General features: G+C 58.3%; 14 protein-coding genes. 8 read left to right on the forward strand and 6 right to left on the reverse strand.

All coding sequences use genetic code 11. The features are described from left to right. The first annotated feature begins 12 nt into the window (after positions 1-12). Both topA and F6X24_RS14470 read left to right on the forward strand, forming a co-directional pair. The gene (gene topA, locus F6X24_RS14465) at positions 13-2490 is read left to right on the forward strand and encodes a type I DNA topoisomerase (protein WP_151089628.1); all 2478 of its coding nucleotides are present in this window, start codon (positions 13-15) and stop codon (positions 2488-2490) included. A 99-nt stretch (positions 2491-2589) separates the two neighbouring features. Continuing rightward, positions 2590-3429, forward strand: coding sequence for a DUF4846 domain-containing protein (locus tag F6X24_RS14470; protein ID WP_151088696.1), 840 nt, complete (start codon positions 2590-2592; stop codon positions 3427-3429). A gap of 32 nt (positions 3430-3461) precedes the next feature. Here the strand turns inward: F6X24_RS14470 and F6X24_RS14475 are convergent, their stop codons facing one another. Continuing rightward, positions 3462-4115: an HAD family hydrolase gene (locus F6X24_RS14475; protein ID WP_151088697.1), complete on the reverse strand. Its 654-nt coding sequence runs from the start codon at positions 4113-4115 to the stop codon at positions 3462-3464. A 105-nt stretch (positions 4116-4220) separates the two neighbouring features. Between F6X24_RS14475 and F6X24_RS14480 the strand changes: the two genes are divergently transcribed. The 3 genes from F6X24_RS14480 (at position 4221) to F6X24_RS14490 (ending at position 6879) form a co-directional block, all read left to right on the forward strand. Next, positions 4221-5234: a VWA domain-containing protein gene (locus F6X24_RS14480; RefSeq protein WP_151088698.1), complete on the forward strand. Its 1014-nt coding sequence runs from the start codon at positions 4221-4223 to the stop codon at positions 5232-5234. 274 nt (positions 5235-5508) lie between these two features. After that, positions 5509-6177 carry a YggS family pyridoxal phosphate-dependent enzyme gene (locus F6X24_RS14485; protein WP_151088699.1) on the forward strand — a complete coding sequence of 223 codons (669 nt, stop codon included), beginning with the start codon at positions 5509-5511 and terminating at the stop codon, positions 6175-6177. 39 nt (positions 6178-6216) lie between these two features. Then, complete coding sequence (locus tag F6X24_RS14490; protein ID WP_151088700.1) at positions 6217-6879, forward strand: alpha/beta hydrolase; 663 nt, start codon at positions 6217-6219, stop codon at positions 6877-6879. A 67-nt stretch (positions 6880-6946) separates the two neighbouring features. Here the strand turns inward: F6X24_RS14490 and F6X24_RS14495 are convergent, their stop codons facing one another. The 4 genes from F6X24_RS14495 to F6X24_RS14510 form a co-directional block, all read right to left on the reverse strand. After that, positions 6947-7690: an SDR family NAD(P)-dependent oxidoreductase gene (locus tag F6X24_RS14495; protein ID WP_151088701.1), complete on the reverse strand. Its 744-nt coding sequence runs from the start codon at positions 7688-7690 to the stop codon at positions 6947-6949. A 49-nt stretch (positions 7691-7739) separates the two neighbouring features. Beyond that, positions 7740-8567: a type IX secretion/gliding motility protein PorT/SprT gene (gene porT / locus F6X24_RS14500; protein ID WP_151088702.1), complete on the reverse strand. Its 828-nt coding sequence runs from the start codon at positions 8565-8567 to the stop codon at positions 7740-7742. Further along, positions 8516-9244: a bifunctional demethylmenaquinone methyltransferase/2-methoxy-6-polyprenyl-1,4-benzoquinol methylase UbiE gene (gene ubiE, locus F6X24_RS14505; protein WP_151088703.1), complete on the reverse strand. Its 729-nt coding sequence runs from the start codon at positions 9242-9244 to the stop codon at positions 8516-8518. The genes porT and ubiE overlap by 52 nt, the downstream gene beginning before the upstream one ends. A gap of 158 nt (positions 9245-9402) precedes the next feature. After that, positions 9403-11649, reverse strand: a complete 2247-nt coding sequence (locus tag F6X24_RS14510) for an OmpA family protein (protein WP_191906339.1) — start codon at positions 11647-11649, stop codon at positions 9403-9405. Positions 11650-12074: 425 nt separating this feature from the next. On the opposite strand from F6X24_RS14510, the gene yihA reads away from it, so the two are divergent. The 3 genes from yihA (at position 12075) to F6X24_RS14525 (ending at position 13861) form a co-directional block, all read left to right on the forward strand. Continuing rightward, on the forward strand, positions 12075-12692 hold the full coding sequence (gene yihA / locus F6X24_RS14515) for a ribosome biogenesis GTP-binding protein YihA/YsxC (protein ID WP_151088704.1): 618 nt from the start codon (positions 12075-12077) through the stop codon (positions 12690-12692). Between the two features lie 62 nt (positions 12693-12754). Continuing rightward, positions 12755-13210 carry an energy transducer TonB gene (locus F6X24_RS14520; protein WP_151088705.1) on the forward strand — a complete coding sequence of 152 codons (456 nt, stop codon included), beginning with the start codon at positions 12755-12757 and terminating at the stop codon, positions 13208-13210. Between the two features lie 102 nt (positions 13211-13312). Beyond that, positions 13313-13861 (forward strand): DUF5606 family protein, encoded by a 549-nt coding sequence (locus tag F6X24_RS14525; protein WP_151088706.1) that lies wholly within the window; start codon positions 13313-13315, stop codon positions 13859-13861. Between the two features lie 94 nt (positions 13862-13955). Here the strand turns inward: F6X24_RS14525 and fbp are convergent, their stop codons facing one another. Further along, positions 13956-14975, reverse strand: coding sequence for a class 1 fructose-bisphosphatase (gene fbp, locus F6X24_RS14530; RefSeq protein ID WP_151088707.1), 1020 nt, complete (start codon positions 14973-14975; stop codon positions 13956-13958). Positions 14976-15023: the final 48 nt, after the last annotated feature.

Consider the following 15023-nt stretch of genomic DNA (forward strand, 5'->3'; position numbering starts at 1 on the left):
ACTACCGCCTGCATGGTCAAGAATCTAGTTATCGTCGAGTCGCCCGCCAAGGCCAAAACCATTGAAGGCTACCTCGGCCCGGATTTCGTGGTGCGCTCCAGCTACGGGCACGTCCGCGACCTGCCCAAGGATAATAATGCCGTCGATGTAGCCAACAGCTTCAAGCCCACCTACGTGGTTGATGCCGACAAGCGCGAGCTCATTTCGCAGCTCAAAAAGCTGGCTAAGGAAGCTGAGATGGTGTGGCTGGCCAGTGACGATGACCGGGAGGGCGAAGCCATTTCCTGGCACTTGTCGGAAACGCTTAACCTCAAGGCTGACAAGACAAAGCGCATTGTGTTTCGCGAGATTACCAAGGCGGCTATTCTCAGGGCTATCGATAATCCGCGCGAGATAAACCTCGACCTGGTGAACGCCCAGCAGGCCCGCCGCGTGCTCGACCGCCTGGTGGGCTTTGAGCTGAGCCCGGTGCTGTGGCGCAAGGTGAAAGCCGGCCTCTCGGCTGGCCGCGTGCAGAGCGTGGCCGTGCGCCTGGTAGTAGACCGCGAGCGGGAGATTAACCAGCACAAATCGGCCAGCGCCTACCGCGTAGTGGCCCGCTTCGACGCCGGCCAGGGCACCACCCTGGAAGCCGAGCTGCCCACCCGCTACAAAACCCGCGAAGAGGCCGAAGCCTTTCTGACGCGCTGCATCGGGGCTACCTACAGTATTAATAGCCTCGATAAAAAACCGGGCAAGCGCAGCCCCGCGCCGCCCTTCACCACTTCTACCCTGCAGCAGGAAGCCTCGCGTAAGCTGGGCTTCTCAGTGGCTCAGACCATGACGGTGGCCCAGAAGCTCTACGAGGCGGGCCGCATCAGCTACATGCGAACCGACTCGGTGAACCTGAGCGAGGAGGCCCGCAAGGGGGCGCGCGAGGCCATTGAGGCTGCCTACGGGGCCGAGTATGCCCTGGAGCGCCAGTTTAAAACCAAGTCGGCCTCGGCCCAGGAGGCTCACGAAGCCATTCGCCCCACCGACTTCAAGCAGGTGAAAGCCGGGGCCGATGCCTCGGAGCAGCGCCTCTACGACCTCATCCGCAAGCGGGCCATGGGCTCGCAGATGGCCGACGCGCAAATTGAGCGCACCACAGCCGTGATTGGTATCAGCACCCAGCCGGGCACCACGTTTTCGGCAACGGGTGAGGTAATTACATTTGAGGGCTTCCTGAAAGCCTATGCCGAAAGCAAGGACGATGACGACCAGCCCGCCGATGGCGAAAGCAGCTTCTCGCGCGGCCTGCCGCCGCTGAGCGTAGGTCAGCACCTGCCGCTTCAGGCCCTGACGGCCACCGAGCGCTTCAGCACGCCGCCGGCCCGCTACACCGAAGCCTCACTGGTGAAGAAGCTGGAGGAAATGGGCATCGGCCGCCCGAGCACCTACGCCCCCACCATCAGCATCGTGCAAAAGCGCGGCTACGTCGAAAAAGACTCGCGGGAGGGCAAGGAGCGCAAGATTTACGCCCTGGCGCTGGTGGGCAGCGAGGTGAAGACCGAGCAGCGCAGCGAAACCTACGGCGCGGACAAGGCTAAGCTTTTTCCGACCGATACGGCCCTGGTGGTCAATGATTTTCTGGTTGAGCACTTTCCCGCTATCGTAGACTTTCAGTTCACGGCTAAGGTAGAAGACGAGTTTGACCAGATTGCCAACGGGCGGGAGGAATGGGGCCACATGCTGGCCGGCTTCTACGAGCCTTTTCACAAGAGCGTGGAGCGGGGGCAGGACATTGAGCGCAGCACGCTGAGCAGCACCCGCGAAATCGGCCTGCACCCCGAAACGGGCGAGAAGATAACGGCCCGCCTGGGCAAATACGGCCCCTACGTGGCGCTGGGCGATACCGAGGGCGAAACCAAGCCTGCTTATGCCAACCTGCGCAAAGGTCAGTTTATCGAAACCATTACCCTCGAAGAGGCGCTGGATTTGTTTAAGCTGCCGCGCGTGGTGGGCGAGTTTGAGGGTAAGGAGATGACGGCCGCGCTCGGACGCTTCGGCCCCTACATTCGCCACGACAGCAAGTTTTACTCGCTTACCAAGGAGCAGGACCCGCATACCATCACGGGCGAAGAAGCCGTAACGCTCATCGAAGCCAAGCGTAAGGCCGACGCGGAGCGACTAATTAAGGAATTTGCTGAAAATCCCGATATTCAGGTACTTAATGGGCGCTTTGGGCCCTACATAGTAGCCGGCAAGAAGAACGTAAAGATTCCGAAGGGCGAAGAGCCCACCGAGCTTACGCTGGAGCGCTGCCTGGAGCTGGCCGCCGCTACCCCCGACAAACCCGCCAAAGGCGGGCGCTTCGGCAAAAAAGCGGCTGCCCCGTCAGTCGAGAAAGAAGCTGACGCTCCGGCCAAAAAGACCGCCAAGGCCCCCGCTGCCAAGAAAAAAGCGCCCGCTAAAAAGCCCGCAGCAGCCAAGAAGCCGGCCGCCGCTAAGAAAACAGCATTGAAATAGGAAAGTATTTCTACATAGTATAGCCTGTAAATACCTCGCCTTAACCGGCAAGGTATTTACAGGCTATACTGCTTTACAGGGAGTCAGCGTTAATGGGCTATGACTTATCCGGAAATTGCGGCCTTTACCCTGCTGGCGCTTTTACCTACGCCGGCTACGCCCACTTACCCCTGGCTGGCAAGGCAGCCGCAGCCGGCAGAGTGCCTGCATCGGCGCTTTGTAGCTCCGGCGGGCTGCCAGCGCCAGGCAGTACGGCCGGGCTCGTGGGGCGAGTGGCTGCGCGGACTGCCGCTTCGCCCCGCCGGCACGCCCGCCCGCCTTTACGATGGGCGGTTAAAGGATAATCAGGCCGTAGTGGCGGCCGTAGTTGATATTGCCCCTGGTACCAGGGACTTGCAGCAGTGCGCCGATGCCGTTATCCGGCTGCGCGCCGAGTATTTATTTAGCCAGAACCCAAACCGGATTCACTTTCACCTGACTACCGGCTACGACACCTGGTTTTCGGACTACCTGGCCGGGCACACGTTTCAGGTACACGGCGAAGAGGTAAAGGCAGCTGCCAAGCCGGCCGAGGCGATTACGCACGCGGCCCTGGAACGTTACCTGCTGCCGGTGTTCGGCTACGCGGGCACCCGCTCGCTGAGCCGGGAGGTGCGGCCCGTGCCGCTGGCCGAAGTGCAGCCCGGCGATGTGCTGGTGCACGGCGGCCGCCCCGGCCACGCCGTGCTGGTAGTCGACGTAGCCGAAAACTCACAAACCGGCCGGCGCTATCTGCTACTGGCTCAAAGCTATATGCCGGCCCAGAGTATTCACCTGCTGCGCAACGTAGCCCAGCCAAAGCTCGGCGCCTGGTTTGCCGTGCCCAGCCCGGCCCAGGCCGAGTTTGAAACGCCGGAATGGACGTTTGCCAGCACAGAGCTGGGTCGATTTGAGGACTGACTGAGCGCAAATTTCAGGTCCGGGCAACGGCTCTAAATAGCCTGAATCTCCGGAGCCGACAGCTCCGAAAAGTCCTGAACCACCCGGTCGGCCTGACTAAGGTTTTGCAGGGCCGAGTACGGGCTGGCGTAGCCGATACAGTAGATACCAGCTGCTTTGGCCGCTGCCACACCGTTGGCCGAGTCTTCAATAACAAGGCACTCGGTTACCGGGGTTTCGGACACGGCCGCCGCCTGCACAAAAATGGCCGGGTTGGGCTTCGACTGCGCAAAGTCTTCGCCGCTAACAACGTGCGTAAAGTACGGAGCCAGGCCAAAGCGCCGGAACACCCGCTCAATCGTGGCCTTGGAGGCCGAGGAGGCAACGACCATCTGCACGCCGTTTGCCCGCAGGTCCTCCAGCAGCGCTCGTACGCCGGGCAGCAGGTCGAGGGCCGCGTCTTCGTCGAATGCCTTATTAAACAGCTCCCGCTTGCGCTGCAACAGCGCTTCAACTGGCTGAGGTAAATTATACTGCGCTTTAAGGCGCTCAAATACGTTGCGGGTCGAGCGCCCCAGAAAGGTGGCATATTCGGCAGCAGTAATGCTGATACCCAGCTCGGCAAACTGGGTATTAAATGCGTGGTTGTGGATGGGCTCGGTGTCGATAATAACACCATCCATGTCAAAAATTACGGTACGAATCATGAGGCCGGCCGCTAGGGCATAAAGTGCCGGCAAAGGTACCGGCACCGCGTGCCGCAGCCAGCATAGGCCTGGCAGCGTAATTTGCGGCTTCGGGCCACTTTCAGCATGAATTCTTTTTCTTACGCAACCCTGGCTGGCTACGAGTGGCAGCACCCCCGGCTGCTGCTGCTGCTGGCGCTGGTGCCGCTGCTGCCGCTGCTGCGCTGGCTGCTGGCCCGCCGGCGCCGGCAGGTGGTGGTGGCCTTCGGACCGGGCGGCATCCGGCCCGACTGGCGGGCGGCCCTGCGCTTCCTGCCGGATATCGTGCTCAGCCTTAGTCTGGCGCTTTTGGTCATTGCCGTTGCCCGGCCCCAGCGCCCCAGCGAGCACCTTATCCAAACCGGCCGCGGCATCGACATTGTGCTGGCCCTCGACGTGTCGGGCAGTATGGAGATTGAAGACCTGAAACCCACCCGCCTTGAAGCAGCTAAAGCATTAGCCAGCAGCTTTGTACGGCGGCGGGCCGGCGACCGGCTTGGCCTGGTGGCCTTCGCCGGGCAGGCCTACTCTCTGGTGCCGCTTACTACCGATTATGACCTGCTACTGGAAAACCTGCGCAGCCTGCGCCCCGGCTTGATTGCCGACGACGGCACGGCCATTGGCACGGCGCTCGGGGTGGCTATCAACCGCCTGCGCGAATCGGCAGCCAGGTCGCGGGTGTGCGTGCTGCTTTCCGATGGCGAAAGCAATGCCGGCAGCCTCGACCCACTACTGGCGGCCAAGCTCGCGCACGCCTACGGTATCCGGCTCTATACCATTGGCTTGGGCGAGGACGGCTATGTGCCCTACGGCCGCGATTCCCTCACCGGCAAGCCGCGCTACGTGCAAACCCGCCTCGACGAAACCACCATGCGGCAGCTCGCCCAGGCCGCCGACGGCCGTTTCTTCCGCGCCACCGATAATGCCGCGCTGGAGCAGGTATTTGGGGAAATTAATAAATTAGAAAAATCCGATATTCTCACTCAGCGCTACCGCAGCGTGCAGGATTTTTACCGGCCTTACCTAGGCCTGGGCCTCGCCCTCTGGCTGCTCTGGCTAGCCCTGAAAAGCACGTTTATGAACAATGTGCTGGAAGATTAGCTTTTTGTTTCTCCTCGTTCATAGTTTATTGCCTTCATAGTATTTATAAATATGAATATTATGAATATTATGAATATTATGAATATTATGAATATTATGAATATTATGAATATTATGAATATTATGAATATTATGAATATTATGAATATTATGAATATTATGAATATTATGAATATTATGAATATTATGAATATTATGAATATTATGAATATTATGAATATTATGAATATTAAAAAAAATAACAACAAGTAGCGAAACACAATTAGGAACCCCCATGTCAATCGCTGAAAATATTGCTGCCTTCGAGCAGAAGCTAACCGGCACCGCGGCGCGGCTGGTCGTGGTGACCAAAACCCACCCCATAGAGCGGCTGCGGGAGGCCTATGCAGCCGGGGCCCGCCGCTTCGGCGAAAACCGGGTGCAGGAAATGGCCGCCAAGCAGCCCGAGCTGCCGGCCGATGTGGAGTGGCACCAGATTGGTCAGCTTCAGACGAATAAGGTAAAATACCTGGCGCCTTTTGTGCACACCGTCGAAAGTATCGACAGCCTGCGCCTGCTGCGGGAGCTGGATAAGCAGGCGGCCCGGCACGGGCGGGTTATTCGCGGCCTGCTGCAGTTTCACATTGCCCGGGAAGAAACCAAAACCGGCCTCAGCCTGCCCGAGGCCGAAGAGCTATTGCAGTCGGCCGACTACCAGGCGCTGCGCCACGTGCGGCTCACCGGCGTAATGGGCATCGCTACCCACACGCCCGACGAGGCGCTGGTCCGGGCCGAATTCCGGCAGCTGCGTCAGTATTTCGAGCACCTGAAAGCCACCTATTTTGCCAATGCCGAAGATTTTTGCGAGCTTTCGATGGGTATGAGTGCCGACTACGAATGGGCGCTGGCCGAGGGCAGCACGCTTATCCGGGTGGGCAGCGCCATCTTTGGCAGCCGTAGCTAACGCTGGCCTGACAGCTCATTTTTTGGTCGATATAGTCCTTTGGAACACCATTTTCCCGTTGCCCGCACGGCGCGCTACCAGCAGCTGGGCAGCCTCTCGCCCGCTACCCGGCAGCTGTGGCTGGTGCTGCACGGCTACGGCCAGCTGGCCGAATACTTTATTCGCCACTTTGCCCCGCTGCACGCCGCCGACCCGGTGGGTACCGTTGTAGTAGCGCCCGAAGGCCTCTCCCGCTTTTACCTCACGGGCACGGCGGGCCGCGTGGGTGCATCCTGGATGACCCGCGCCGACCGGCTGGCTGAAATCGAGGACCAGGCCGCCTATCTCACGGCTCTACGCCACCACCTGCTGGCCGAGTGCCCGGCCGGGGTGCAGGTTACGGTGCTGGGTTTCTCGCAGGGCACCGCTACGGCCAGCCGCTGGCTAAGCCGTGAGGCCGCCAGCTGGCGTCCGCATAGGCTGGTACTGTGGGCCGGCGATTTTCCGGCTGATATCGACCCTATAGCGGCCAGGCAGCTGCTACCTGCCTTGCCCGTAACACTGATTTGCGGCGACCAGGATGAATATATTAAAAACAACATATTCAATCAACAGGCAGCCACCCTTCGCCAGCTGGGCGCCGACGTTACGACTTATCGCTTCGCGGGTGGGCACACCTTACACGGCCCACTGCTACAACAGCTGCACGCTACTATGCCCTAGTAGCCCTGCCAGAGCGGTTACGAGCGCGCAGCCTGCCGCCCCAAGCTGTACACACCTGGGGAATGCGCTAAGGCTGCCGTCGCACCGTAGCTGCCGCCGCCTGGGCCGCCGGAAAAATGACGGCCTCGGCAATCTGTACGTGCGGCGGGCGCGTTACGATAAATTGAATGAGCTCAGCGATATCCTGGGCTTGCAGCGGCTGCACGCCCTTGTACACGCTGGCGGCCCGCTCTTCATCACCTTTAAAGCGCACCGCCGAAAACTCAGTTTCGACCATGCCGGGAGCTACTTCAGCCACCCGGATGCCGCGCGGCAGCAGATCGATGCGCATGGTGCGCGTGAGCATGGCTACGGCCGCCTTGGAGGCACAATACACGTTGCCGTTGGCATACGCCTCGTAGCCAGCAATCGAGCCCAGGTTGACGATAAAGCCGCCCTCGCCCATGCGTGGCAGCACCGCCCGGCTCACGTAGAGCAGCCCCTTGACGTTGCCATCGAGCATCGCCTCCCAGTCGGCTACATCGCCCTCCTGAACAGGCGCCATGCCGTGCGCATTGCCGGCATTATTAATCAGCACATCAACGTGCTGAAAAGGCGCGGGCAGCCCGGCTACAGCCGCTTCCACGGCCGCGCGGTCGCGCACATCAAAGGTCAGGATATGCACCGGCGTGGGGGCCAGCTCCTGCACCAGGGTTTCCAGGCGCTCGCGCCGCCGCCCGGCTATTACCAGCTGAAAACCCGATTTTGCCAGCGCTATCGCCGTAGCCCGGCCAATGCCGGAGGAAGCTCCCGTAATAAAAGCAGTTTTCATAAAAATTGTGGCAAACTGTTGGCTTAGCAGGGCAGCCGCCTGTTAAAAATTATTCAATATTTAAGTAAAGGGTCACCGTATTCGTGCGCAGGCTTTGCAAGCTGTTGCTGTACGCGTTGTCGCGCGGGGTCAGCACATTGCGCAGGCCGTGCGAAAAGCGCAGCTCGGGCCCAAACTTGAAGTAAGGGTAAAATAAATCCAGCCCAACGCCATACTCCAGCATCAGGTCGTCGCGGGCCACGGTAATCTGGTTAATGGCCGGCGTATTCTGGCGCTGCGTTACGGCAAAGCTGGGCTTGAGGCCGCCAATCATGTAAAAGCGCGTGTTGCGGCGGCGGTTCGACTGGTATTTGAGTAGTATCGGCAGCTCCAGCTGGGTAGTGCTGACTTCCTGGGTGCGAATGGTATCGGGCTGCCCAGCCCCGGCGCTCAGGAACTCGACCCGGCGCGTCAGGAAATTAAGGCCCGGCGTAAAGCGCAGGTGAAACGGAGTGCCCGGATTGCCTAACCGAATATCCCCAATAAAGCCTACTGCAAACCCCGGACTGATAATAGAATTGGCCGAGATGCCCCGCCCCTGCTGGGCCGCCTGGAAATAGGCGGCCGACTGCTCCAGAAAAAACCGCGAGAAATTAGGCGCGATGTAAATACCGGGCCGAAAAAACCGGTCGTTATAGTTTGACAGGTTCTCGACAGTAATCCCCTTGATGTGCCCTTTACGGCTGCGGTCGATGGCATCGCTGCGCTTGCGCTGGGCCAGCGCCGGGCCAGCCAGCAGCAGCAGGCCCAACAGCGGCAGCAGGCCACGCCAGGGGCTTATTCGCGCTATTTGCGAGCCGTATAAATGGAGCTTATGCCAAACGTAAGTGGTTGCCATGCAGGAGTAGTAAAGCCGACGCGACCCAGAATAGCCACGAACTCGGCGCCGTCGGGAAATGCCTGCACCGACTCGGGCAGGTAGGTGTAGGCGCTCTGGTCTTTGGAAATTACTTTGCCAAAAACCGGCAGTACCCGACTGAAATAAAAATTATACGCTTGCTTGAGCGGAAAAGCCGTCGGCTTGCTGAACTCCAGGATAACAAGCTGCCCGCCGGGGCGCAGTACCCGGTACATCTCAGCCAGACCGCGCTCGAGGTGGGCAAAGTTGCGCACGCCGAAGGAGGCCGTTACAGCGTCAAACTGGTTGTCTTCAAACGGCAGGTTTTCCGAATCGGCCAGCTCCAGCTTAATGCGGTGACTGAGCTTCTTCTCCACCAGCTTCTGGCGGCCCACTTCCAGCATACCGGCCGATATGTCAACGCCCGTTACCTGGGCGTTGGGTGCGGCAGCACGGAGCGTTTCAATGGCAAAGTCGGCCGTACCGGTCGCAATGTCCAGAATGCGGGCCGGACGTAGCGCTTTAAGCTCATTTACGGCTTTCCGACGCCAGTAAATATCGGTGCCCGCACTCAGAAAGTGGTTTAGGAAATCATACTTGCCGGCAATGTTGTCAAACATGCGGGCCACCTGCGATTTCTTATCGGCGGCGTCTTCTTTATAGGGTACTACGGCCATAGGGAGGAGTGCAAATAACGGCAACGCTCCGCAAAAATTGTGCGGCGGCAAGGCCGTTGTCGCGTAGCGGATGATAGTCGCTTTGCAGTCAGGACAAAAAAACGGCCGGACTGTTTGTCCGGCCGTTTTATTTTCTGGCAAAGAGTAAGAAAAAACGACTAGTTAGAGGTTTTTACTTTGGCTTTCTCGCCCGAAGCGTCTTTTGCCTTCGACTCCAGCTCGCCGTCTTTCGAAATCGTCTTCGACTTCTCGCCGGCGGCGCCTTTGGTTTTCACTTTTACCTTGTCGCTTGACTCATCCACCTTGGTTTTCACCTTGGTACCGTCGGCCAGGCGCACTTTGCTCTTGCCGGGCAGCGGGGCTCCGGGAGCCGCCATAGTCGACGAGCTGGAGGTGGAAGAAGTAGTAGTGGTAGTTGAAGTTGCGGGCTGAATCATGGGCATTTTCTCACCCTCTTTCAGCACCACCTTAAACTCGTCGCGGCGGTTAAGCTGCATGTTCTCGGGCGAATCGTTCGGGGCAGCGGGCTTGCGCTCGCCGTAGCTTACCGTAGTGAGGCGGGCCGAGGCCACACCTTGCTTCACGAGGTAGTTCTTGGCAGCATCGGCGCGGTTCTGGCCGAGTACCATGTTGTACTCATCCGTATTGCGCGAGTCGCAGTTACCCTCAATCGAGATGTTGAGGCCCGTGTTTGCTTTCAGAACAGTGCTGATACTGTTCAAAACCTTAATCGATTCCGGACGCAGTTTGTATTTGTCAGTATCGAAATAGATTTTGTATTTGGCAATAGGGTTGATTTGCGTCGTGTCAATATAATCGACGTAGAAATTCTTAGTGATGCTCGTCGAGTCATTGGTCGAAATTGGCACCGCAAATTCCTGCGTCTCAATGTTCTTACCGTCCTTGTTCACCGCTACCTGGTAGGTACGGGCCGAAAGAACTTTCACCTGATACGTACCATCGGGCTTGGTTACATCACGGAAGCTGATGGCCGTTTTGTCGGCCTGCGTCCCGTTGAACACCAGCTCCACGCCGGGGATGGCCTGGGTGCTGTCGCGTTTCGAGAACACCGAGCCCTTGATGTTGATGTTCTTGATGTAGCTGATGGTGTAGATGTCCTTCTCACCGTAGCCGCCGATGCGGTACGAGCTGAGGTAGGCGTACGTGCCATCGGGAGCCAGGCGGTAGTACGAGTCAGCGTCCGGCGTGTTGATGGGATAGCCCATGTTCTCGGGCCGGCCCCACTTGTGGCCGATGCTGTCGTACTGCGACTTGAAGATGTCGTAGTCGCCCATCGTGTTGTGACCACGCGAGCTGAAATACAGCGTCTTGCCATCGCGGCTCATGTACGGGCTGTCCTCGTCGTACTTGGTGTTGATGGTGCTGCCCAGCGACTTAGCCGGCCCCCAGTCGCCGCCGGCGGTGCGGGTGCTGTAGTACAGGTCCAGGTTGCCGTCTTCCGAGTACCGCGAGGTAGAGAAGTATAGCGTCAAGCCATCGGGCGTGATGTAAGCGTCACCCTCGTACTGCTTCGAGTTGATGTTGCTGTTCAGCTTTACCGGGTTGCCCCAGTCGCCACCGGCCTGCTTTGAAGCTACGAAGACGTCGCCATCCTCATCGCTGCGATACATGAGCAGCTTGGTATCGTTGTCGAACAGCTGGTCCGACGCATCGTGGCCTTTGCTGTTAAGCGCCGCCGACAGCGAGCGGGGCTTCTCCCAGTTGTCGGCATCGATGCGGTGAGTTTCCACGATACCCTCGTAGTACTCGCCATCGGCCGCCGTTTTATTGCGGGCTTTGCTATCGAGGCCGGGGATATCGGTCGGGTTGGCACGCGTCGTGAAAATCAGCGTCTTATCATCCGACGAGATAACCGGGCTGTGCTCCGAGTACTGGGTGTTCACGGTCGGACCCAGGTTCTTCACGAAGATGTCCTTGGGCGCGTTGAACAGAATTTTAGCGTTTTTGCTGTGCTGAATCAGCTGCGCCACTTCCTCACGGCGCGTGTCGTTTTTCTTTTTCAGCGTAGCGTTGTAGGCCTGGTAGTGCGTGATAGCCTCATCGAAGTTGTAGTTGAGGTGGTCGACGCGACCCAGCCAGTACTCTACGTCTTTCGATACTTTCGGCTTCAGCTTCTGCGCTTTATAGATGTAGTCGCTGGCTTTCTCTTTGTCAAAGGACAAATACGCTACCCCCGCCCGAAACAGCGCCTGCGCGTTGTTAGGGTCTTTGGCAATTACCCGCTCGTAGTAAGGGATGGAAGCGCGGTAGTTCTCCTGGTTGAACAGCTTGTTGCCGGTTTGCAGGTCCTTGCGGGTGCTCTGTGCCTGGGCCGAAGTAGCCACGGCCGCAGTCAGGGCTAGCGCGTAGGAAGCTTGCAGCAGCCTTTTGGATACGTTGTCCATTGAAAAAAGGGTGTTTGGAAAATTTAAAAGGAAGAGCGAAGAAGTGGCTTTAGTATAATGTCGGCGTAAGCAGGCCACTAGCACACTCGTTTTGGCGACTTATACTAAAATTAGGCGACAGGGTTGGCCCGATTAGCCAGCTGCTGTCTAAAAATAACGAGGCCATTGGCCCTTGGAAGCAACAAATATACCGGCAAAGCGCGGGTACGCGGGCTGGCCAGGGGCACTAAAATAGGCCAGCGGCGGTAATCAGGCGTTTGCGAAGCGGCAAAAGAGCGGAATGGGAGCGGCGCAAATATAGTGGCAGGTTTTGAAAGACAACTATTTACCGAATGCTGTACTATAGCTGCCGGAGCTGGTAACTCGGCCGGCACCCGTAGTCCAACGCATCTTTGTACCTGCATCGTCCGATAGGTAACCCGCAAATGGTAATTCGTGAAGCAACTTTTTTAGTTAGTAATACGCAGGTGGCCGCCTGCCCGGCCCCCGACCGCCCCGAATACGCCTTTATCGGGCGCTCCAACGTGGGCAAGTCGTCGCTGATAAACATGCTGACGGGCCGCCAGGCACTGGCCAAAACCTCGAGCACGCCGGGCAAAACGCAGGTCATTAATCACTTCAATATTAATGATGAGTGGTACCTGGTCGACCTGCCGGGCTACGGCTATGCGCGCGTGAGCAAGAGTTCGCGCTCCGACTGGGGCAAGATGATAAATGCCTACCTCACCAAGCGCGAAAATCTCACCTGCGTATGCGTGCTCCTCGATTCGCGCCACGCGCCGCAGGCCGTCGACCTGGACTTTATGGAAAAGCTGGGGGAGGCGGGCGTACCCTTCGTAATGATTTTTACGAAAACCGACAAGCAGTCCACCAGCCAGACGAAAGCTTTGATCAGCAATTATCTGGCGAAGATGGGCGAAACCTGGGATGAGCTGCCGCGCTACTTTGTGACGTCGGCCGAAACCGGGCTGGGCCGCGAGGAAGTACTAAACTTTATCACGGAAATAAACCGGCAGGTAGCAGCCGATGCGGCGGACGCTTAAGTACTTTTGGCCCACCAATTGCCTTAGCCGCCCGTTTCATCCTGACCTGTTTTACTATCCCCATGAAAAAACTACTGCTGACGCCGCTGGCTTTGTGCGCCCTGCTGGCCCCGGCCCACGCGCAGACGACCAAGCCCAACACGGTGCCGCCCTCCCAAACCGTGCCGCAGACCGAGCAGGGCACCGGGCTCAACCACGTAGGCACCGAAATTCCGGTAGCCAAGTATTACGAAGGTGGCCAGGATGCCATGTATGCCTTCATTGCCAAGGAGCTGAAATACCCGCTGCTGGCCAAGCGCAACCGTATGCAGGGCCGCTGCATCATCAGCTTTACGCTCAACCCCGATGGTAATATTCAGGGCCTGCGCATTGTGAAGCAGGTGGGCGGTGGCACCGGCGAGGAGGCCGCCCGCGTGGTGCGCCTGCTCAAATTCAAGAAACCCGAATACCCCATCCTGACCAGCCTGCCCATCGATTTCAAGCTCGGAGTTACTGGCTCAAACGCGCTGGAAAACTAGTTTTAATGGTTAATTATTTAATGGTCAATGGTTAATTTTTGTTTTCCAGGCCCAGCTTAATAATTAACCGTTAATCATTAAAAAATTAATCATTAAAAACGAATGCCCTACGATTTGAAAGAGTTGGCCGCCATCAGCGGCCAGAGTGGCTTGTACCGCCTGGTGCGCCCGGCGCGCCACGGTGTGTTGGTCGAAACCCTCGATGCCAAGGCAACGCGCTCGCTGGCCCCAGCCAGCAACAAAGTGTCGCTGCTGAGCGAAATAGGTATTTATGCCCAGGATTCGGACGACACGCTGCCGCTGACCGATGTATTTGAGCGCATCTATCAGAAGTACGGGGCCAGCCTGCCGGTTTCGGGCAAGTCGAGCGAGGCAGAGCTAACCGGCTTCCTGGCCGAAGTAATGCCCGAGTATGACCGCCAGCGCGTGTACCTGTCCGATATTAAGAAGCTGACAAACTGGTACACTATCGTGAGCCAGCACCTGCCCTACCAGCCCACTCAGGCCGAGGCTGCCCCGGCTACGGATGAGCCCCTGAGCACCGGCGGCGTAATTGGCGAGGCCGACCCCGCGGCAACCCCGACCGGCAACCCCGAAGTGACGCAGGAAAAGGCCCCGGCCGCTAAGAAGAGCGCCAAAAAGCCTGACTAATTGCCTGACTGCCTCACCGGCTACTCTTAACTTGACTTAAAAAGCAAAAAGCCGTTCCTGCAAGCAGGAACGGCTTTTTTATATATGAAAAACATTATTCTTTGGTTGCTTCCTGTATTTCCTGGGCCAGAAAGGCTTCGGCCTGCTCTACCAGCTCGCGGCTGCCGATAAATACCGGGCAGCGCTCGTGGCAGGTTTTAGGCTCGATTTCGAGGGTGCGCTGCTCGCCGTTGGAGCTTTTGCCACCGGCCTGCTCTACAATGAAAGCCAGTGGATTACACTCGTACATAAGGCGTAGCTTCCCGTTCTTATCCTTGGCCGTGGCGGGGTAGATGTAGATACCGCCCTTCAGCAGGTTGCGGTGAAAGTCGGCCACGAGCGAGCCGATGTAGCGGGCCGAAAAGCTCGAGTCTTTGCAATGCTTGACAAAAGCCGCCACGCCGGGCGAAAACGACTCCGATGAGCCCTCGTTGATGGAATAGACCTTACCGGTTTTGGGCGTCTGGATATCGGGGTGCGAGAGGAAAAACTCGCCCAGGCTGGGCTCGTAGGTAAAGCCGTTGACGCCATTGCCGGTGGTGTACACCAACATAGTGCTGGAGCCATATATGACGTAGCCGGCGGCCACCTGGTGGGTACCGGGCTGGAGGCAGTCGGCGCTGTTGCCCTCGCGGCCGGTGGGCGAAATGCGGCGGTAGATGCTGAAAATGGTGCCGATACTGACGTTGACGTCGATGTTGGAAGAGCCGTCGAGCGGGTCGATGGCCACCACGTATTTGCCCTGGGTGTTGCCGGTCTGGATGATATCCTCATCCTCCTCCGAGATAATGGTGCACACCTCGCCGCCGTTGCGCAGCGCCCGGATGAAGCGAATGTTGGCAATCACGTCGAGCTTCTGCTGGTCTTCGCCCTGCACGTTGCGGTTGCCGTAGGCCCCGGCAATGTCGATGAGGCCCGAGCGGTTGATTTCGCGGTTCACGATTTTGGCCGCCAGCGCAATGTCCCGCAGCAGTTGCGAAAGCTCGCCGGTGGCGTACGGAAAATCTTCCTGCTTGCGCATGATGAAGCGGTCGAGGGTGGTGCCGACGGGCAGGGCGAGTCTGTTGTGGTCCATGAAGGGTGGCTAGGGAATCGGAAAGAGCTAGCACAAAGCTACCATTGC

The organism is Hymenobacter baengnokdamensis (assembly GCF_008728635.1).
GTDB lineage: Bacteria > Bacteroidota > Bacteroidia > Cytophagales > Hymenobacteraceae > Hymenobacter > Hymenobacter baengnokdamensis.

Excerpts from the sequence above, each read along its gene's own strand:
- F6X24_RS14475 (WP_151088697.1), bottom strand. The coding sequence starts at position 4,115 with ATGATTCGTACCGTAATTTTTGACATGGATGGTGTTATTATCGACACC.
- yihA (WP_151088704.1), top strand. The coding sequence starts at position 12,075 with ATGGTAATTCGTGAAGCAACTTTTTTAGTTAGTAATACGCAGGTGGCC.
- F6X24_RS14495 (WP_151088701.1), bottom strand. The coding sequence starts at position 7,690 with ATGAAAACTGCTTTTATTACGGGAGCTTCCTCCGGCATTGGCCGGGCT.
- F6X24_RS14485 (WP_151088699.1), top strand. The coding sequence starts at position 5,509 with ATGTCAATCGCTGAAAATATTGCTGCCTTCGAGCAGAAGCTAACCGGC.
- F6X24_RS14480 (WP_151088698.1), top strand. The coding sequence starts at position 4,221 with ATGAATTCTTTTTCTTACGCAACCCTGGCTGGCTACGAGTGGCAGCAC.
- fbp (WP_151088707.1), bottom strand. The coding sequence starts at position 14,975 with ATGGACCACAACAGACTCGCCCTGCCCGTCGGCACCACCCTCGACCGC.
- F6X24_RS14525 (WP_151088706.1), top strand. The coding sequence starts at position 13,313 with ATGCCCTACGATTTGAAAGAGTTGGCCGCCATCAGCGGCCAGAGTGGC.
- topA (WP_151089628.1), top strand. The coding sequence starts at position 13 with ATGGTCAAGAATCTAGTTATCGTCGAGTCGCCCGCCAAGGCCAAAACC.
- F6X24_RS14510 (WP_191906339.1), bottom strand. The coding sequence starts at position 11,649 with ATGGACAACGTATCCAAAAGGCTGCTGCAAGCTTCCTACGCGCTAGCC.
- ubiE (WP_151088703.1), bottom strand. The coding sequence starts at position 9,244 with ATGGCCGTAGTACCCTATAAAGAAGACGCCGCCGATAAGAAATCGCAG.
- porT (WP_151088702.1), bottom strand. The coding sequence starts at position 8,567 with ATGGCAACCACTTACGTTTGGCATAAGCTCCATTTATACGGCTCGCAA.
- F6X24_RS14470 (WP_151088696.1), top strand. The coding sequence starts at position 2,590 with ATGACTTATCCGGAAATTGCGGCCTTTACCCTGCTGGCGCTTTTACCT.
- F6X24_RS14520 (WP_151088705.1), top strand. The coding sequence starts at position 12,755 with ATGAAAAAACTACTGCTGACGCCGCTGGCTTTGTGCGCCCTGCTGGCC.